Here is a 17,804-nt window from a genome sequence, read left to right as displayed (position 1 = left end):
AGGGCGCACGGCGATCCCCGCGCGCGAACGTTACGGGCCGGAGCCGTAGGAGGGCGCCATGGCGTTGCCGGTGCTTCACCTGTTCCGCAACAACCCCCGCGGGTTCGAGACGTTCCGGGGGGCGGCGTGGTTCTGTCGCCAGACCGGCGTGCCCCTGCGGGTCCACTTCCCCACGTCCCGCCACCTGGTGCTCTATGCGGGCTCCGGTGCGATCCAGATGGACCTGGACGAGTCCTACGTGTACGAGCCCGACCTGGCCCGGAAGCGGGCGGACCGCCTGGCTCAGGAGGTGGGCGTGGAGTGGGAGGAACAGCGAGCCACGGGCCGCACGGGGTCCACCCTGCCCGATATCCAGGACCGGTTCAGCCTGATCTCGTGCCCCCGTGCCCTGACCAGCCCGTTCGCCAAGCCCTTGCTCCCCGCCGTGTTGGGCCCCAAGGTCCAGGCCCTGGTCCGGGCGGCCGACGTGCCGGTGATGTTGCCGTCCACCTGCTGGATCCCGTGGGACCGGGTGGTGGCCCTGTACGGGGGATCCTCGTTCGGGCTCAAGGCGCTCCTGTGGGCCCGGGCCCTGGCCGGCCTGGCCGGGGTGCCGCTCCAGGTGATGACCGAGGCCGAGGGCGGTGCCGAGGCAGAGGGCCGCGAGCGGCTGGAACGGGCGGATCTCCTCGATGAGATCCGGCCGGTGTGGAGGGTGGTCGAGGGGGGGTTCCGGCGGGTGCTGCAGGAGATCCCCCGCACCGCGCTGGTGGTCCTGGGAGCGTTCGGCCGGAACCCGGTGCGGGAGCGAGTGCTGGGGAGCCGGGCCCACGAGGTGCTCCGGAGCGTGCCCTACAACCTGGTGCTGGTGGGCCCCCACTCCCAGCCCCCCGGCGCCGTGCTGAGCGGGGACGCCTGATACCAAGTTGCCGTCCTTCTGATGCGCATCCGGGGGCGGGGCAAGGGGCCAATAGCTTTGAACGCAACTTGGTCTGAGGGCCTATTCCCCCCCGGCCGCCCGTAGGCTCTCGACCACCCGCTCGATGATCCACGCGGGGGTGGAAGCGCCGGCCGTCACCCCCACCCGGTGCACCCGTTTGAGTTCCTCGAGGGGCAGCTCGTCGGGGGTCTCCACGTGGTAGGTGCGGGGGCAGAGCTCCCTGCAGATCTGGTACAGGCGGCGGGTATTGGCCGAGTTGCGCCCCCCGATCACGACCACCGCGTCCACGTCCCGGGCCAGCTCCCGGGCCTCGGTCTGGCGGCGGTGGGTGGAGCTGCAGATCGTGCTCATGGCCTCCGCGCCGGGATACCGCTCCAGGATCCGCCGCCGAACCGCCTCGAACACCCCCTCGTCCTGGGTGGTCTGGGCCACCAGCAGCACCTCGGCCAGATCGGGCAGGGCGTCCACCTCGGCGGGGCTCCCCACCACGTAGGCCGGCCCCCGGGCGTGGCCCAGGAGCCCCACCACCTCGGGGTGGTCCGCGTCCCCGCAGATCACCACCGCATACCCTTTGGCGCTGTACTCGGCGATCGTCTGCTGGATCCGGCTCACCTTCGGGCAGGTGGCGTCCACCACCCGCTCGGCCGCGGCCTCGATCTGGCGGCGCTCCCCCGGCGGAATGCCGTGGGCCCGCACGATCACCGGAGCCCGGGGAACCGGATCCCCCGGCGCCAACGGCACGATCCGCTCCGACCGGAGCCGCTCCAACTCCTGGGGGTTGTGGATCAGGGGGCCGTGGGTGAACACGGTGCGGCCCTCGTTCTGTGCCACCTCCCGGGCCATGTCGATGGCCCGTCGCACCCCCATGCAAAACCCGGCGGACCGGGCGACCACGATCTCCATGAAGACCCTGCTTCTCTCCTGCCGGCTCGGGCGGAGGCCGCCGGCTTGGTTTCCAGTTCTGCTGCCCTGCCACGATGCTTGGGAGCATCGTCAGGCCCGGGCACGGGGAAGGGTGACTCTCGTCGGTCCGTGGCGTTGCCCCCGAGTTTTGGCGTGGCTCCAGGGCCGCCTGGCCGCCTAGCGGGCCGAAAGCCCCTGACCGACGACCGAAGTTGCTGGGAAGTGTAGCACGGTGCGGAGGGGCTTCACACCTGCAGTCTCCGATCGCACACCCTGTCGGAGCGCGCTTGGCCCTGCGGTTGCCAGCGGTCGAGCGCTTCGCCAGTCGCGCTCACAAACAACCACGGTTAGGACACGTGGGTTTCGACTCGCTCCCACGAAGGGGGTTTGAGGCGATGGCGACGCTTTTGTTTGGAACACCGTTATTTTTCCCTTGACTGATTTGTAAGAACTGCTTTATTTGGGTTAAGTGTGGTTTTACAAATTGATCCAGGGGCGCCTTCCATGCAGGGAGGGGGACCCGCGGTCGGCCCGCTTGCCCTTGAGGTGCGTGGGATCGCGGTCAGCGCTGAACCGGCCAGGAGGGGGATCGGGGCCGTTCTTGGGCGTGGGGGCCACCGAGCTTTGCCGGTCCTCAGCGGCGACGACAGAAAGATGTTTCGCAGAAGTTTGACCGGGAGCGGAGAGGGAAGCCGCAGCCCGCAGGGGAGCCAACAAGGAGGTCCACGTGCCGGACGAGATCGGCCCCAAACTTCGGAGGCTGCGGGAGGCCCGGCGCCTCACCCTGCGCCAGCTGGCCGATCAGGTGGGGTGCACGGGAGCCCACCTCTCCCAGATCGAGAACGGCCACGCCTCCCCGTCCATCGCCACCCTAAAGAGGATCGCGGCGGCCCTCGGTGTGAACATCGTCGACTTTTTCACCGACGATGACAGCGAGGAGCCGGTGGTGACCCGGGTCGACTCCCGCCGGGAGGTCTCCCTGGGCAACTGGAACGCCCGGATCCAGCAGCTCGTCCGGTCCACCCGGGGCAAGATGATGCAGCCCTTCTACACGGTGGTCGCTCCGGGCGGGGGCTCCCACGAGCCCTACAGCCACGCCGGCGAGGAGTTCGGGATCGTGCTCAAGGGCACCCTCACCATCACCGTGGGGGAGAAGACCTACCGTGTCGGCCCCGGCGAGAGCTTCTACTACTCGTCCCGCATCCCCCACCAGTGGGTGAACCAGGGGGACCAGGACGTGGAGGTGGTGTGGGTGGTGTCCCCGCCCACCTGGTAGTCCCCATGGCGGCAGCGCCCGAACCGGCCCCGGGGATGCCCCCGCGGGGCCGTTCCCGCAAGCGCCGTTGGCCCCACCCAACCCCTGGCCTGGAAAAGGAGGGAACCATGAGACGACGGCTACCGTTCCTGCTCGCCCTGCTGGTGATGGTGCCGGGCACCCTGGCGCTCGCCGGGGAGCCGATCAAGATCGGCGAGATCAACAGCTACAGCCGCGTGCCCCAGTTCCTGGACCCGTACAAGAAGGGCTGGGAGATGGCCGTGGACGAGATCAACGCGGCCGGAGGGGTCCTGGGGAGAAAGCTGGTGGTGATCTCCCGGGACGACGGGGGCAAGCCCGACGTGGCGGAGCGCCACGCCACCGAGCTCGTGCAGAACGAAAAGGTGTCCCTGCTCGCGGGCACGTTCCTCTCCCACATCGGTCTCGCGGTCTCGAGCTTCGCCAAGCGCAACAAGGTGCTGTTCGTGGCGGCCGAGCCCCTGAGCGACGCCATCACCTGGAGCAAGGGCCACCGGTACACCTTCCGGCTCCGGCCCAACACCTACGAGCAGTGCGTGATGCTGGCCCGGGAGGCGGCCAAGCTCCCGGCCAAGCGCTGGGCCACCATCGCGCCCAACTACGAGTACGGCCAGAGCGCGGTGCGGGCCTTCAAGGAGGTGCTGTCGAAGCTCCGGCCCGACGTGGAGTGGGTGGAGGAGCAGTGGCCGGCCCTGTTCAAGCTGGACGCGGGCTCCACCGTGCAGGCCCTGGCCCGGGCCAGGCCCGACGCCATCTTCAACGTGACCTTCGGGTCCGACCTGGCCAAGTTCGTCCGGGAGGGCACCACCCGGGGGCTGTTCCGGAACCGCTCGGTGGTGAGCCTGCTCACGGGTGAGCCCGAGTACCTGGACCCCCTCAAGGACGAGGCCCCCGAGGGGTGGATCGTGACCGGCTACCCCTGGTACGCCATCCAGGACCCGGCCCACAAGAAGTTCGTGGCCGACTACGAGAAGCGCTACAACGACTACCCCCGGGTGGGATCCCTGGTGGGCTACCTGACCTTCAAGGCCATCGCGGCCGCCATCGCCAAGGCCGGGACCACGGGCACCGAGGCCCTGGTGGACGCCATGGAGGGGCTGGAGTTCGACTCCCCGGTGGGGCGGATCAAGTTCCGCAAGATCGACCACCAGTCCACCCTGGGTGCGTGGGTCGGGAAGATCAAGTACGACCCCAAGATGGGCCGTGGGATCCTGGTGGACTGGAAGTACGTGGACGGCTCCGAGGTGCTCCCGGGGCCCGAGTGGGTCGCCAAGGTCCGGCCCAAGGAGTAGGGCCAGCCCGCGGTCCCCGGGCGGCCCGCCCGTGGCCCCTCACCGGCTCCGCAGCCCGGGTCGCAGGGGCCCAGGCAATGAGGTCCCATGGAAGAGTGATGCCTGGAGCGCATGGGAATCCCGGGGGTTTTAAAGCGTCCTAGCGTCCCAGCGGAAGTTACATGGAAGGAACCCATGGAGTTCTACCTGGTACAGGCCCTGAACGGGCTGGCCTCGGCCTCGTCCCTGTTCCTGGTGGCCTCGGGCCTGTCGATCATCTTCGGGGTCACCCGCATCGTGAACTTCGCCCACGGCTCCTTCTACATGCTCGGGGCCTACATCGCCTACACCCTGGTGCAGGCCCTGCCGGCCGGCGCCGCAGGGTACTGGGCCGCGGTCCTGGGCGCCGCCCTCGCGGTGGGCCTGATCGGCGCGGCCGTGGAGCTCCTGCTCCTGCGCCGGATCTACCGGGCCCCGGAGTTGTTCCAGCTCCTGGCCACCTTCGGGCTGGTGCTCGTGGTGGCCGACCTGGTGCTGATGATCTGGGGCCCCGAGGATCTGCTGGGGCCCAGGGCCCCAGGGCTGCGGGGCTCGGTGATGATCCTGGGGGAGCCGTTCCCCACCTACGAGCTCTTCATGATCGCCCTGGGGCCCCTGGTGCTCGCCGGGCTCTGGATGCTGTTCCACCGCACCCGGTGGGGCACCCTGGTGCGGGCGGCCACCGAGGACCGGGAGATGGTGGGCGCCCTTGGGGTGAACGAGGCGTGGCTGTTCACCTCGGTGTTCGTCCTGGGATCGTTCCTGGCGGGCCTCGGGGGCGCGGTGCAGCTCCCCCGGGAGGCCGTGAACCACACCATGGACCTCCACATCATCGCCGAGGTGTTCGTGGTGGTGGTGGTCGGGGGCATGGGGAGCATCCTGGGCGCCTTCCTGGCCGCCGTCCTGATCAGCGAGCTCAACGCCTTCGGGATCCTGATCTTCCCCGAGATCACCCTGGTGCTCGTGTTCCTGATCATGGCGGCCGTGCTCATCTTCCGCCCCTGGGGCCTCCTGGGCCGGCCCGAGGGCCCCCCGCGCGCGCCGGCCGGGGAGCACGAGCCGCCCCTGAGGCTCCTGGGGCGGGGGTTCCTGTACTTCTGCCTGGCCGTGCTGGCCGCGGCCGCCGTTCTGCCCCACCTGCTGCCCACCTACTACATCCGGATCGCGTGCGAGGTGCTCATCTCGGCCCTGTTCGCCGCGAGCCTCGGGTTCATGATGACCGTGGGGGGCATGGCCTCCTTCGGCCACGCGGCCTACTTCGGCCTGGGGGCCTACGGGGCGGCCCTGGCCGTGACCTACGCCCAGGTGGGCACCGGGCTCGGGCTCGCCGCCGCCCTGGGCCTGGGGCTCGCGGGTGCGGTGCTGTTCGGGTACTTCTGCGTGCGCCTGAGCGGGGTGTACTCGGCCATGCTCACCCTGGCCTTCGCCCAGATCGTGTACGCCGTGCTGTTCCAGTGGTACGGGATCACGGGCGGCGACAACGGGCTCCTGGGCATCTGGCCTTCCGACTGGGTGAGCAGCCCCTTGGCCTATTACTACCTCACCCTGGCCGTGGTGGCGGTGTCCCTGTTCCTGCTCCGGCGCCTCGCCTTCGCCCCCTTCGGGTACTCCCTGCGGGCGGGGCGGGACTCGGCGCTTCGGTCCGAGGCCATCGGCATCCACGTGCGCCGGGTCCGGTGGGTGGGCTTCGTGATCGCGGGGTTCTTCGCCGCCGCCGCCGGCGGGCTGTTCGCGTTCCTCAAGGGCAGCGTGTTCCCCGACTACTCGAGCATCCCCGTGTCGGTGGACTCCCTGGTGATGGTGCTCCTGGGCGGGGTCCAGACCCTGTCGGGCCCCATCGTCGGGGCCGGGGTGTACAAGGTGCTCGAGGTGTTCGTGAACCGGCACACCGAGCACTGGCAGCTCATCCTGGGCTGCGTGCTGGTGGGCCTGGTGATCCTGTTCCCCCAGGGGATCCTGGGGTACCTGGTGGGCCGGTTCGGCCGCTCCGGGGAGGAGTGGAGGGGAGTCGATGGCGCTCCTGCGGGTGGAAGGGCTGCGTAAGGCGTTCGGCGGCGTGGTGGCCGTCGACGGGGTGGACTTCCGGGTTTCCCGGGGGGAGCTCGTGGCCCTGATCGGCCCCAACGGGGCCGGCAAGACCACCTGCTTCAACATGCTCAACGGCCAGCTCCGCCCCGACCGGGGCCGGGTGTTCCTGGAGGACGAGGACATCACCGGCCTGAGCCCCCGCCAGGTGTGGCGCAAGGGGGTGGGCCGCACCTTCCAGATCACCGCCACCTTCCCGAGCATGACCGTGGTGGAGAACGTGCAAATGCCCCTGATCTCCCACCACCGGAAGGTGTACCGGTTCACGGGCCGGGCCGTGCGGCTCCACCGGGACGAGGCCATGGAGCTCCTGGACCTGGTGGGCATGGCCGACCAGGCGGAGCGGCCCTGCGGGGTGCTGGCGTACGGGGACCTGAAGCGGGTGGAGCTGGCCGTGGCCCTGGCCAACCGGCCGGCCCTGCTCCTGATGGACGAGCCCACGGCAGGCATGGCCCCGGGGGAGCGGGTGGCCCTGATGGGGCTCACGGCCGAGATCGTGAAGGACCGCAACATCGCGGTGCTGTTCACCGAGCACGACATGGACGTGGTGTTCTGCAACGCCGACCGGATCCTGGTGCTCAACCGGGGCCGGCTGGTGGCCGAGGGCCCCCCCGAGGCCATCCGGGAAAACGCCCACGTGAAGGAGATCTACCTGGGCGCCGGGGATGGGCTCCGGGACCCGGGCCGGGTCTGCCACCCCGGGGGAACCTGATGCTCGCCCTCCAGGACGTCCACACCCACTACGGCCTGGCCCACATCCTGTCCGGGGTGTCCATGGAGGTGCACCGGGGCGAGGTGGTGGCCCTCCTGGGCCGTAACGGCGCCGGCAAGACCACGACCCTGAAGACGGTCATGGGGCTCGTGACCCCCACCTCGGGGGCCGTGCGCCTGGGGGACGAGGAGATCACGGGCCGCCCCCCCTACCGGATCGCCCGGGCCGGCGTGGGGTACGTTCCCGAGGACCGCCGGATCTTCACCGAGCTCACCGTGAGGGAGAACCTGGAGGTGGGCCGCCAGCCCCCGCGGGAGGGGTGCCCGGTGTGGACCGAGGACCGGGTGTTCGAGCTGTTCCCCGCCCTGGCGGAGATGCGCGACCGCCTGGGGGGCCAGATGAGCGGGGGCGAGCAGCAGATGCTCACCATCGCCCGCACCCTGATGGGGAACCCGGCCGTGATCCTCCTGGACGAGCCCTCCGAGGGGCTCGCGCCGGTGATCGTGGAGCAGATGGCCCGGGCGATCTCCGAGCTCAAGCGCGAGGGCCTGACGGTGCTCCTCTCCGAGCAGAACCTGCCCTTCTGCTCGGCCGTGAGCGACCGCGCCTACATCATCGAGAAGGGGGTCATCCGGTACGAGGGCCCCATGCACGAGCTCCTGGCCCGGCCCCGGGTGCTCGAGCAGTACCTGAGCGTGTGAGCCGGGGGAGAGGGGACCGTGCCTTCCAGCGTTCCAGCATCCCGGGATTCCAGCCCGTCCGGGGAGCCCCCGGCCGAGGGGCTCACGATCCGGTTCGTCCTCAACGGGAGGCCCGTGGAGGCCCGGGTCGAGCCCCACCGCACGCTCCTGTGGGTCCTGCGGGAGGTGTTCGACCTCGTGGGGGCCAAGGAGGGGTGCGGGGTGGGGGAGTGCGGCGCGTGCACCGTGCTCCTGGACGGCGAGGCCGTGAACGCGTGCCTGGTGCTGGCCGGCAAGGTGGACGGCCGGGAGGTGACCACCGTGGAGGGTCTGGGGGGGCCGGAGGCCCTCCACCCCCTGCAACAGTGGTTCATCCGCAAGCACGCGGTCCAGTGCGGGTACTGCACCCCGGGCATGCTTCTGTCGGCCGCCGCCCTCCTGCGGCGCAACCCCGACCCCACCCGGGAGGAGATCCGCGAGGCCCTGGCCGGGAACCTGTGCCGGTGCACGGGCTACGTCCAGATCGTGGAGGCGGTGCGCGCGGCCGCCCGGGAGATGGCGGGGCGATGACCCGGCCGCGCCGGTACCTGCGCCCCACCTCGGTTGCCGAGGCCGTGGGCCTGCTGGCGGACCTGGGCCCCGCGGCCCGGCCCGTGGCCGGGGGGACCGACCTGGTCGTCGCCCTCCGGCGGGGGGAGGCCGCCCCGGAGGCCCTGGTGGACCTGACCGGGATCCCCGAGCTCCGGGCCCTGGCCGAGGAGGGCGGTGCGGTGCGGGTGGGCGCGTGCGTGACCCACGCCCGGCTCGCCGCCGACCCCGTGGTGGGGAGCCGGGTCCCGCTCCTGGCGCTGGCGGCCCGGGTGGTGGGCTCGGCCCAGATCCGCAACCTCGGCACCCTTGGGGGAAACGTGGTGAACGCTTCGGTGGCCGCCGACACGCCCCCGGCCCTCGCGGCCCTGGGCGCGGCGGCCGAGATCGCGGGCCCCGGCGGGGTCCGGCGGGTTCCCCTGGGGGACCTGGTGACCGGCCCGGGCCGCACGGCCCTTGGGGGGGCGGAGATCCTCACGGCCCTGATCGTGCCGCTCCCCGGGCCCCACGGGGCCGCCTTCGAGAAGGTGGGCCGGCGATGGGCCGTTTCCATCGCGCGCCTTTCCGTGGCCGTGGCGGCGGACCCGGCCCGTGGGTGGGCCCGGATCTCCCTGGGCGGGGTGTTCCCGAGCCCCCGGAGGATCCCCGGTGCCGAGACCGCCCTGGCCCGGGGCTTCGACCCGGCTTCGGCCGAGGAGGCGGGCCGGGCGGCCGAGGAGGCGGTGAGGGCGGTCTCGGGCGGCAGGCCCTCCATGGCCTACAAGCTCCCGGTGGTGCGCGGCCTGGTGGCCCGCACGGCCCTGGAGGCCGCGGCCCGGGCCCGGGGAGGCGGGTCGTGATGCCGCGCGGGGCCGTGGGCTCCCGCAGCCCCCGGAGGGACCTCCTGGACAAGGTCCTGGGCCGGGTGCGGTTCGCGGCCGACCTCAAGGTCCCCGGGATGCTCCACCTGGCCGTGGTGCGCTCCACCGAGGCCCATGCGCGGGTCACCGGCATCGATGTGGGGGAGGCCGCGGCCGTGCCCGGGGTGGTGCGGGTGTTCACGGCGGCCGACGTGCCCGGGGAGAACCGCTACGGGATCATCCGGCCCACGGCCGACCAGCACCTCCTTGCCGAGGACAGGGTCCGGATGGTGGGGGACCCGGTGGCCCTGGTGGCGGCCGAGACCCCGGAGGCGGCGGCGGAGGGGGCCCGGAGGGTGCGGGTGGCGTACGAGCCCCTGCCGGCGGTGCTGGACCCGGCCGAGGCCCTGGAGGCGGCGGCCGTGCGGATCCACGAGCGGGGCAACCTGTGCTTCGAGCAGCGGGTCGTGGGGGGCGACGTGGACAGGGCGCTGTCCGAGGCGGCCGTGGTAGTGGAGGGCACCTACGAGACCTCCCGGATCGAGCACGCCTACATCGAGCCCGAGGCCGGGGTGGCCTACCTGGAGGACGGGGTCCTGGTGGTGGTGTGCTGCACCCAGAATCCCCACTACGACCGGCGGGACCTGTGCCGGCTCCTGGGGCTCCCCGAGGAGCGGGTCCGGGTGATCCAGGCCCCCACCGGGGGCGGGTTCGGGGGCAAGCTGGACCTCTCGGTGCAGCCCTTCGTGGCCCTGGCCACGTGGCACACGGGCCGGCCCTGCCGGCTGGTCTACTCCCGGGAGGAGTCGTTCGCGGCCTCGTCCAAGCGCCACCCCTTCCGGATGCGCTACCGAACCGCCGCCGACCGGGAGGGCAGGCTCCTGGCCGTGGAGGCCGACCTCCTGGCCGACACCGGCGCCTACGCGTCCTACGGCCTGGCCGTGGCGATCCGAGCGGCCGTGCACGCGGCCGGGCCCTACCGGGTTCCCAACGTGCGGGTGCGGTCCCGGGCGGTGTACACCAACCACCCCTTCTCCGGGGCCATGCGGGGGTTCGGAGCCCCCCAGGTGGCCTTCGGGTACGAGAGCCAGATGGACCGGGTGGCCGATGCCCTGGGGCTCGACCCCCTGGAGGTGCGGCGCCGGAACGCCCTGGGCCCCGGCGAGCACACCATCACGGGCCAGCGCCTGGGCCCGAGCGTGGGCCTGCGGGAGTGCCTGGAGCGGGTAGGGCGCGTGCGCGCCCGGTGGGACGGTGCCCCGGGCCCGCGAGGCGACGGCCCCGTGGGCGTGGGGGTGGGGGCCATGTACTACGGCATCGGCAACACGGGCATGTCCAACCCCTCCACCGCCCACGTGCGCTTCGACGAGGACGGCGGCTTCACCCTGTTCACGGGCGCGGCCGAGATCGGCCAGGGCTCCGACCGGGTGCTCACGGCCGTGTGCGCCGACGCCCTGGGGGTGGACCCCGACCGGGTGCGGCTGGTCCGGGCCGACACCGCGCTCACGGCCGACGCCGGGGCCACGTCGGCGAGCCGCCAGACCTACATCTCGGGCGGTGCGGTGCTCGAGGCGGGCCAGGCCCTGGGGGAGCGGATCCTGCGCCGGGCCGAGGATCTGCTGGAGATCCCGGCGGAGGACCTGGTGATCGAGGGGGACCGGGTGCGGAGCCGCTCGCTCCCCTCCCGGGAGGTTCCCCTGGCCGAGGTGGCCTCGTCGTTCGCCAGGGCCGGGGGCATGCCCCGGGAGGAGGGCCGGTTCGACCCCGAGGCCACGCCCCTGGACCGGGAGACCGGCCAGGGCGTGCCCTACGCCACGTACGCGTTCGCCGCCCAGGTGGCCCGGGTCCGGGTGGACCCGGTCACCGGCCGGGTCCGGGTGGAACGGATCGCGGCGGCCCACGACGTGGGCCGGGGGGTGCACCCCCCGGGGGTCCGCGGCCAGATCACCGGGGGCGTGGCCATGGGGGTGGGCATGGCCCTGATGGAGGCGTTCGACCCGGGGCGGGACCGCAACCTGGACACCTACCTGATCCCCACGGCCGCGGACATGCCCCGGGTGCACCCCATGATCGTGGAGGCTCCGGAGCCCACGGGCCCCTTCGGCGCCAAGGGGGTGGGGGAGCCCGCCCTGATCCCCACCGCCCCGGCCGTGCTGAACGCCCTGGCCAGGGCTTGCGGAGCCCGCATCAGGCGGCTGCCCGCCGGCCTCGAGGAGGTGCTCGAGGCCCTGGGCCGCGGGAAGGAGTGATCCGATGGCGAGAACCAAGGTGATCAACCTGGGAACGGTGGTCTCCGGGGACGTGTCGAGCCCCCTCATCGGGGCCGACACCCTGCTCATCGCCGACGGCGTCATCGCGGCCGTCGGGCCCGACGCCGACGTGGCCGAGAGCGACGTGGACCGGGTGATCGACGCCAACGGGTGCGCGCTCACCCCGGGGTTGATCGACTCCCACGTCCACCCGGTGCTGGGGGACTTCACCCCCCGGCAGAAGCAGGTGGGGTTCCTGGAGAGCGAGCTCCACGGCGGGGTGACCACGGCCGTCAGCGCCGGCGAGGTGCACCTGCCCGGCCGGCCCAGGGACCCGGCCGGGGTCAAGGCCCTGGCGATCCTGGCCGCCCGGTCCTTTGCGGCGTTCCGGCCCGGGGGCATGAAGGTGAAGGGGGGCGCGGTGATCCTGGAGCCCGGGCTCACCGAGGCGGACTTCGCCGAGATGGCGGCCCAGGGGGTGCGCACGGTGGGGGAGATCGGCCTGGGCGCGGTGAAGCGGCCCGAGGACGCCCGGCCCATGGTGGAGTGGGCCAAGGGGCACGGCATGGTGGTGCTCATGCACATGGGGGGGACCTCGATCCCGGGCTCGTCCACGGTCACGGCCGAGCAGGTGCTGGCGGCCGGCGCCGACGTGGCGTGCCACACCAACGGCGGGCCCACGGCCGTGAGCCCGGAGGAGATCTCGGCCGTGATCCGGGAGAGCGACATCTACGTGGAGATCGTGCACTGCGGCAACCCCCGCATGGCCGTGCACGCGGCCCGGGAGGCGGTGGACGCCGGGGCCCTCCACCGGGTGATCATCGGCAACGACGCGCCGTCGGGGACCGGGGTGATCCCCCTGGGGGTCCAGCGGGTCATCGCCCACCTGTCGAGCCTGGCGGAGGTGGACCCGGCCGTGGCCATCGCGTGGGCCACCGGCAACACGGCCCGGTGCCACGGCCTGCCCCAGGGCCGGATCGCCGCGGGGGCCCCGGCGGACCTCGTGTTCTGCGACGCGCCCATGGGCTCGGTGGGGGACGACCTGCTCTCGGCCTACCGGGCCGGGGACACCCCGGGGGTGAGCGTGATCCTGGTGGACGGGGAGGTGGTGGTGGCCAAGAGCCGCAACACCCCGCCCCCGAAGCGGGCGGCGGTGGTTCGGGATCTGTGACGAGTCACGGGTGACCCGCGACCAAAAAAAGGGAAGCGCCGTGCGAATCGACCCGGAACGCTGCACCGCGTGCGGCAGGTGCGTGACCCACTGCCCCCTGGAGGTCGTGGCCATCCGGGACCGGGTGGCCGTGATCTCCGACGGGTGCGTGGACTGCGGGGTGTGCGCCAAGGTCTGCCCCGAGGACGCGGTCCTGGCGGAGCCCGAGCCCCGGGACGGCCGGGTGCCGTGCGGCTCGTGCCCGGTGGGGTGCCGGATCCCCGAGGGCCGCACCGGCGCGTGCCGGCGGTACGAGGCCCGCGGCGGAACCCTGGTGCGTACCCTGCGGCTCCACACCTTCGAGGACGTCCGGGACCTGGTGGGCCCCGAGTGGGAGCCCGTCATCCGGGAGCCCCTGGTCACGGGCATCGGGGCGGGGACCACCTACCCCGACTGCAGGCCGGCCCCGGTGATCGTGCGCGGCACCGTGGGAGGGGTGGACGTGGTCACCGTGGTGACCGAGGCCCCCCTGAGCTACAGCAGCGTCCGGGTCAAGGTGGACACCGACCTCACCCTGGGGCGGGAGGGGGCCCGGGTGCTGGCCGGCGGGGAGCCCGTGGGCCACGTGACCACCGAGGAGTACGGCTCCAAGATGCTCGCCATCGGCGGGGTGAACGTGCTCACGGGGCCCCACGGGTTCCGGGCGGCCCGGGTGATGATCGCCCTGGTGAACCGGGGGCGTGTGAAGCTCCGGGTGGAGGGGGGGCGGCGCCTGGAGGTGCGGCTCGGGGAGGCTCCGGTGATCGACGGCGTGCCCGTGGGCAAGATGCGGGTGGGGTGCGGCAGCGCCACCCTGGGGCTGTTCGCGCCCATCCTGCGGGAGGCGGCCGACGAGGTGATCGTGCTCGACAGCCACCTCACCGGCGTGCTGACCGAGCACCCGGCCGGGCGCCACCTGGGCCTGAGCCCCTCCGGGGTGCGGATCCGGTTCCGGCGCAGCACCCCGGGCCGGTACTTCGGGGACCACGGGCAGGGCTGGGGCGGAACCTCGGTGACGGACCCCCGGGACGTGTTCGCCCCGGACGGCCTCAGGGACGTGGCGCCCGGGTCCACGATCCTGGTGACCGAGACCACCGGGCAGAACGCGGTGCTGTTCCGGGTCACGCCCGAGCACGGGCTCGAGGTGATCCGGCCGACCCCGGCGGCCGAGCGGGCCGTCCGGGCCATCTCCGAGACCTGCGAGCCGAGCCGGGTGTCGGTGATCTACTGCGGGGGCACCGGGGGGAGCGCCCGGGCCGGTGTGACCCGCCACCCGATCCGCCTCACCCGGGCGGTGCACGAGGGCCGGGCCCGGCTCACCGTGGGCGGGGCGCCCACGTTCCTGCTGCCCGGGGGCGGGATCAACTTCATGGTGGACGCCGGCCGGGTGCTCTCGGGCGCCTTCACCTGGGTGCCCACCCCGGCCCTGGTTGTGCCGGTGGAGTACACCATGCGGCTCTCGGACTTCGAGGCCATCGGGGGCCACACCGGGGCCATGGAGCCCCTGGACGCGGTGCTGAGGCGGGCGCCGCAGAGGGATGGCTAGGAACCCCTCCGCCCTGGAGCACCTGGACGACGGCCGGCTCCGGGTGGAGAAGGGGCCCATGAGCCTGGTGATCGCCGCCCGGTGGGCGGGCCGGCCCCGGGCCGGGGAGCTGGTGCTCGCCGGGAGGTACGCCCTCCAGATCCTGGACGAGCTGGCGGCCCACCGGGCGCTGCTCGGCGTGGACGCCCGGCGGATCCGCAACCCCGTGGCGCTTCCGCCGGTGGTCCGGGCCATGTGGGAGGCTGCCGCCCGGTTCCCGGACCGGTTCGTGACCCCCCTGGTGGCCGTGGCGGGCACGGTGGCGGACTTCGTGGCCGACTTCCTGGTGCGGCGGGGGGCGACCTGGGCCGTGGTGAGCAACGGCGGCGACGTGGCCCTGCGGCTGGCCCCGGGGGAGCGGGCCTCCGTGGGGGTGGTCGAGCGGGTCTCGGCCCCGGCGCCCGCGGCCCGGTTCGAGGTGGGGTCGGGCGACGGCGTGGGCGGGGTGGCCACCAGCGGCCTGGGGGGCCGGAGCCTCACCCTGGGGGTGGCCGACGCGGTGGTGGTGGCCGCCTCCTCGGCGTCCGTGGCGGATGCCTGCGCCACCCTGGTGGCCAACCAGGTGAACGTGGACTCACCGGCCGTGCGCAAGGCCTCGGCCGAGGAGGTGGACCCGGCCACGGACCTCAAGGGGCTCGAGGTCACCGTGGGGGTGGGCCGGCTGGAGCCCCACGAGGTGGCCGCGGCCCTGGACCGGGGCGAGGCCGAGGCCCGGCAGATGCTGGAGGCCGGCCACATCCGGGGGGCGATCCTGTCGCTGCGGGGGGAGCGGCGGTTCGTGGGATGGCCGGGGGAGGAGGGGGTTGAGGGGTTCGGGCGTTGGGACGTTGGGAGGTTGGGACGTTAGGACGTTGGGACGTTAGGGCATTAGGACGTTGGGAGGCCGGGGTCTTGTTTCTTGCTCGAACCGCTGGAAGATGAAAGATGTTTCTTGCCTTCTAGCCTCCCAGCAGGCCGAAGGCCCCAGGTTGCTGGGAAGCATCCCAGGCCCTTGCGGGGCCGGGCAACAAGGAAGAGTAACTCTCGTTGGTCCGGGGCCACTGCCGGCGGCAGGGCATGGGGCCTGCTTCCGGCCGGGCGCGAGTGCAGCATCCGATCGCCGCGCCTTCGCATGCCGTTGCAGGAGCAGCTTGTTCGGGCGGAGACAGCGGATGGCCGGGGAGTTCGAAAGACTGTAAACGTTCGGGGGGCGCGGCGAGCCAAGGAGCCGCGCCCGGCGCTCCAGCAGGCCCCATGCCCCCCGAGACCGTGAGGTGACGCCAAAGAGGCGTGGCCATGCTTGGAACGCTTGGAAAGCAGAGAGGTTTTCAATCCTCCCAGCCTCCTAGCGTCCCAGCGGAAGTTACTGAAAAGGGAGGTCGCCATGGAGATCCGGAAGATCGTGACCATCGTGGAGGAGATCCGCCGGGAGGCCGGCCGGGAGGTGACGCCGCCGGCGCGGCGGGCCGCGGCCCTTGCCGTGATCCGGAACCCGTTCGCAGGGCGCTACGTGGAGGACCTGACCGAGCTCGTGGACACCGGGGCCGAGCTGGGAACCCTGCTCGGGGAGAGGGCCGTGGCCGCCCTGGGCATCGCGCCGGAGCGGGCGGAGAGCTACGGCAAGGGGGCCATCGTGGGGTTCGAGGGCGAGCTGGAGCACGCCGCCGCCATCCTGCACCCCAAGCTCGGCAAGCCCTTCCGCGAGACCGTGGGCGGGGGCAAGGCCATCATCCCGTCGGCCAAGAAGATGGGCTTCCCGGGCACCGAGCTGGACGTGCCCCTCCACTACAAGGACGCGGCCTTCGTCCGGAGCCACTTCGACGCCATGCCCGTTCGGGTGTACGACGCGCCCCGGCCGGACGAGATCGTGGTGGCCCTGGTGGTGACCGACTCGGGCCGCCCGCTGCCCCGGGTGGGCGGGCTCACCAAGGACGAGGCCAAAAAGGAAGACGGACTGAGGTGACCTGATGACGCTGCTGCCCGAGGTGAAGAAGCACTACGGAAGGCTCAGACTCCTGATCGGGGGGGAGTGGGTGGAGTCCCGCTCCCCGAAGATCCAGCAGACCACGAACCCCGCCACGGGGGAGGTGATCGCGGAGTTCCCCGAGGCCACCCCGGAGGAGGCCCGGGCGGCCGTGGAGGCCGCGGCCCGGGCCTTCGAGGACTGGAAGGACGTGTGCCTCCGGGACCGGGCCCGGCTCCTGTTCGACCTGCGGGCCAAGCTGGAGGAGCGCTTCGGCGAGCTCACCCGGATCCTGGTCCAGGACCACGGCCGCACCATCGGCGAGGCCGAGGGGTCGGTGCGCCGGGTGATCGAGAACGTGGAGTCCGCGTGCTCGGCCGCCTACGGGCTGGTCAAGATGAACGAGCACCTGGACCAGCTCGCCACCGGGATCGACCAGTGGCTGGTGTGGGAGCCCCTGGGCCCGTTCCTGATCGTGACCCCCGGGAACATCCCCATGCACGCGTGGTCGTCGTTCGTGCCCTACGCCCTGGCCGCCGGGTGCACGGTGGTGGTCAGCCCGAGCCGCCAGGACCCCGTGGCGGCCGACGCCATCACCCGGGCGGCCGCCGAGGTGGGGTTCCCCCCCGGGGTGATCAACCTCATCCACGGCGGCCGGCACATCAACACCCACATCCTGGAGCAGCCCGAGATCCAGGGGGTGGGGTTCATCGGGTCCACCGCGGCCGGGTGGGACCTGTTCCGGCTGTGCGGGCAGCTCGGCAAGCGCTCGTCCCTGAACGGGAACGGCAAGAACCACGTGGTGGTGATGCCCGACGCCGACTACGACCAGGTGGCCCAGTGGCTCCTGCGCTCGTGCTTCGGCATGGGGGGGCAGCGGTGCCTCGGCTCGGACAACGTGGTGGTGATCGGGGACCGGTACGACGAGCTCAAGGAGAAGTTCGTGGCGGCGGCCTCGTCGCTAAGGCTGGGGTACGGTCTCGACACTTCCACGGACCTCGGCCCCATGTGCACCCCCCAGGGCAGGGAGAAGGTGCTCCAATGGATCGAGAGGGCCCTGGGCGAGGGGGCCGCCATGGTGCTCGACGGCCGGAGCCCCGCCGTGCCCGGGTACGAGGGCGGTTACTTCCTGGGGCCCACGATCCTGGAGAACGGCCACCCCGACATGGCCACGGCAAGGGAGGAGGCCTTCGGCCCGGTGGCCGTGCTGATGCGGGCCCGGGACCTGGACGAGGCCCTGGAGTGGATCAACACCAGGACCAACTACGGCCACTCGGCGTGCCTGTTCACCGAGAGCGGCCGCACCGCCCGGCGCTTCACCCGGGAGGCCCAGGTGGGCAACATCGGGATCAACGTGGCCATCCCCCAGCCCTACGCATTCTTTCCCCTGGGCTCCAAGAAGGAGTCGTTCCTGGGAATGGCCAAGTCCCGCATGGCCTCCATGCGGCTGTTCCTGGACGAGAAGACCGTCACCGCCCGGTGGACGTGAGAACTCCCTCGCGCGGGCGT

The 17,804-nt window shown here is 72.4% G+C and carries 15 protein-coding genes; 14 read left to right on the top strand and 1 reads right to left on the bottom strand.

Features of this window, described 5'->3' with window-relative positions; translation table 11 throughout:
• The first annotated feature begins 58 nt into the window (after positions 1 to 58).
• Complete coding sequence (locus tag DEFCA_RS0112940; protein ID WP_025323446.1) at positions 59 to 898, top strand: universal stress protein; 840 nt, start codon at positions 59 to 61, stop codon at positions 896 to 898.
• An 81-nt stretch (positions 899 to 979) separates the two neighbouring features.
• Here DEFCA_RS0112940 and ispH read toward each other — a convergent pair whose 3' ends face one another.
• On the bottom strand, positions 980 to 1,822 hold the full coding sequence (gene ispH, locus DEFCA_RS0112935; RefSeq protein WP_025323445.1) for a 4-hydroxy-3-methylbut-2-enyl diphosphate reductase: 843 nt from the start codon (positions 1,820 to 1,822) through the stop codon (positions 980 to 982).
• 727 nt (positions 1,823 to 2,549) lie between these two features.
• On the opposite strand from ispH, the gene DEFCA_RS0112930 reads away from it, so the two are divergent.
• The 13 genes from DEFCA_RS0112930 to DEFCA_RS0112870 all read left to right on the top strand — a co-directional run bounded on the left by DEFCA_RS0112930 (position 2,550) and on the right by DEFCA_RS0112870 (position 17,784).
• A complete protein-coding gene (locus tag DEFCA_RS0112930; RefSeq protein WP_025323444.1) occupies positions 2,550 to 3,098 on the top strand; it encodes a helix-turn-helix domain-containing protein in 549 nt (182 codons plus the stop codon).
• A 107-nt stretch (positions 3,099 to 3,205) separates the two neighbouring features.
• Entirely contained in the window at positions 3,206 to 4,408 is a 1,203-nt protein-coding gene (locus DEFCA_RS0112925; RefSeq protein ID WP_025323443.1) for an ABC transporter substrate-binding protein, read from the top strand.
• A 174-nt stretch (positions 4,409 to 4,582) separates the two neighbouring features.
• Positions 4,583 to 6,469, top strand: a complete 1,887-nt coding sequence (locus tag DEFCA_RS0112920) for an ABC transporter permease (RefSeq protein WP_025323442.1) — start codon at positions 4,583 to 4,585, stop codon at positions 6,467 to 6,469.
• Complete coding sequence (locus tag DEFCA_RS0112915; RefSeq protein WP_025323441.1) at positions 6,438 to 7,223, top strand: ABC transporter ATP-binding protein; 786 nt, start codon at positions 6,438 to 6,440, stop codon at positions 7,221 to 7,223. The genes DEFCA_RS0112920 and DEFCA_RS0112915 overlap by 32 nt, the downstream gene beginning before the upstream one ends.
• Positions 7,223 to 7,924, top strand: a complete 702-nt coding sequence (locus tag DEFCA_RS0112910; RefSeq protein WP_025323440.1) for an ABC transporter ATP-binding protein — start codon at positions 7,223 to 7,225, stop codon at positions 7,922 to 7,924. Before DEFCA_RS0112915 ends, DEFCA_RS0112910 begins: the two co-directional genes overlap by 1 nt.
• Before the next feature lie 18 nt (positions 7,925 to 7,942).
• A complete protein-coding gene (locus tag DEFCA_RS0112905) occupies positions 7,943 to 8,473 on the top strand; it encodes a (2Fe-2S)-binding protein (protein WP_025323439.1) in 531 nt (176 codons plus the stop codon).
• On the top strand, positions 8,470 to 9,330 hold the full coding sequence (locus DEFCA_RS0112900; RefSeq protein ID WP_025323438.1) for an FAD binding domain-containing protein: 861 nt from the start codon (positions 8,470 to 8,472) through the stop codon (positions 9,328 to 9,330). The genes DEFCA_RS0112905 and DEFCA_RS0112900 overlap by 4 nt, the downstream gene beginning before the upstream one ends.
• Positions 9,330 to 11,579, top strand: a complete 2,250-nt coding sequence (locus DEFCA_RS0112895; RefSeq protein WP_025323437.1) for a xanthine dehydrogenase family protein molybdopterin-binding subunit — start codon at positions 9,330 to 9,332, stop codon at positions 11,577 to 11,579. Before DEFCA_RS0112900 ends, DEFCA_RS0112895 begins: the two co-directional genes overlap by 1 nt.
• Positions 11,580 to 11,583: 4 nt before the next feature.
• Positions 11,584 to 12,750, top strand: a complete 1,167-nt coding sequence (locus DEFCA_RS0112890) for an amidohydrolase family protein (protein WP_025323436.1) — start codon at positions 11,584 to 11,586, stop codon at positions 12,748 to 12,750.
• 10 nt (positions 12,751 to 12,760) lie between these two features.
• Complete coding sequence (locus DEFCA_RS0112885; protein ID WP_245693478.1) at positions 12,761 to 14,314, top strand: indolepyruvate ferredoxin oxidoreductase subunit alpha; 1,554 nt, start codon at positions 12,761 to 12,763, stop codon at positions 14,312 to 14,314.
• Positions 14,307 to 15,200, top strand: a complete 894-nt coding sequence (locus tag DEFCA_RS0112880) for a hypothetical protein (RefSeq protein WP_025323434.1) — start codon at positions 14,307 to 14,309, stop codon at positions 15,198 to 15,200. The genes DEFCA_RS0112885 and DEFCA_RS0112880 overlap by 8 nt, the downstream gene beginning before the upstream one ends.
• A gap of 516 nt (positions 15,201 to 15,716) precedes the next feature.
• Positions 15,717 to 16,295 (top strand): amino acid synthesis family protein, encoded by a 579-nt coding sequence (locus tag DEFCA_RS0112875; RefSeq protein ID WP_025323433.1) that lies wholly within the window; start codon positions 15,717 to 15,719, stop codon positions 16,293 to 16,295.
• A gap of 4 nt (positions 16,296 to 16,299) precedes the next feature.
• The gene (locus tag DEFCA_RS0112870; RefSeq protein ID WP_025323432.1) at positions 16,300 to 17,784 is read left to right on the top strand and encodes an aldehyde dehydrogenase family protein; all 1,485 of its coding nucleotides are present in this window, start codon (positions 16,300 to 16,302) and stop codon (positions 17,782 to 17,784) included.
• The last annotated feature ends 20 nt before the right edge of the window (positions 17,785 to 17,804 follow it).

The organism is Deferrisoma camini S3R1 (assembly GCF_000526155.1).
Classification (GTDB): Bacteria; Desulfobacterota; Deferrisomatia; order Deferrisomatales; family Deferrisomataceae; genus Deferrisoma; species Deferrisoma camini.
Note: the sequence above shows the minus strand (reverse complement) of the source record. Positions and strands in the feature narration are given on the sequence as shown.

Excerpts from the sequence above, each read along its gene's own strand:
- DEFCA_RS0112915 (WP_025323441.1), top strand. The coding sequence starts at position 6,438 with ATGGCGCTCCTGCGGGTGGAAGGGCTGCGTAAGGCGTTCGGCGGCGTG.
- DEFCA_RS0112890 (WP_025323436.1), top strand. The coding sequence starts at position 11,584 with ATGGCGAGAACCAAGGTGATCAACCTGGGAACGGTGGTCTCCGGGGAC.
- DEFCA_RS0112920 (WP_025323442.1), top strand. The coding sequence starts at position 4,583 with ATGGAGTTCTACCTGGTACAGGCCCTGAACGGGCTGGCCTCGGCCTCG.
- DEFCA_RS0112910 (WP_025323440.1), top strand. The coding sequence starts at position 7,223 with ATGCTCGCCCTCCAGGACGTCCACACCCACTACGGCCTGGCCCACATC.
- DEFCA_RS0112875 (WP_025323433.1), top strand. The coding sequence starts at position 15,717 with ATGGAGATCCGGAAGATCGTGACCATCGTGGAGGAGATCCGCCGGGAG.
- DEFCA_RS0112880 (WP_025323434.1), top strand. The coding sequence starts at position 14,307 with ATGGCTAGGAACCCCTCCGCCCTGGAGCACCTGGACGACGGCCGGCTC.
- DEFCA_RS0112925 (WP_025323443.1), top strand. The coding sequence starts at position 3,206 with ATGAGACGACGGCTACCGTTCCTGCTCGCCCTGCTGGTGATGGTGCCG.
- DEFCA_RS0112870 (WP_025323432.1), top strand. The coding sequence starts at position 16,300 with ATGACGCTGCTGCCCGAGGTGAAGAAGCACTACGGAAGGCTCAGACTC.
- DEFCA_RS0112940 (WP_025323446.1), top strand. The coding sequence starts at position 59 with ATGGCGTTGCCGGTGCTTCACCTGTTCCGCAACAACCCCCGCGGGTTC.
- ispH (WP_025323445.1), bottom strand. The coding sequence starts at position 1,822 with ATGGAGATCGTGGTCGCCCGGTCCGCCGGGTTTTGCATGGGGGTGCGA.
- DEFCA_RS0112900 (WP_025323438.1), top strand. The coding sequence starts at position 8,470 with ATGACCCGGCCGCGCCGGTACCTGCGCCCCACCTCGGTTGCCGAGGCC.
- DEFCA_RS0112895 (WP_025323437.1), top strand. The coding sequence starts at position 9,330 with ATGCCGCGCGGGGCCGTGGGCTCCCGCAGCCCCCGGAGGGACCTCCTG.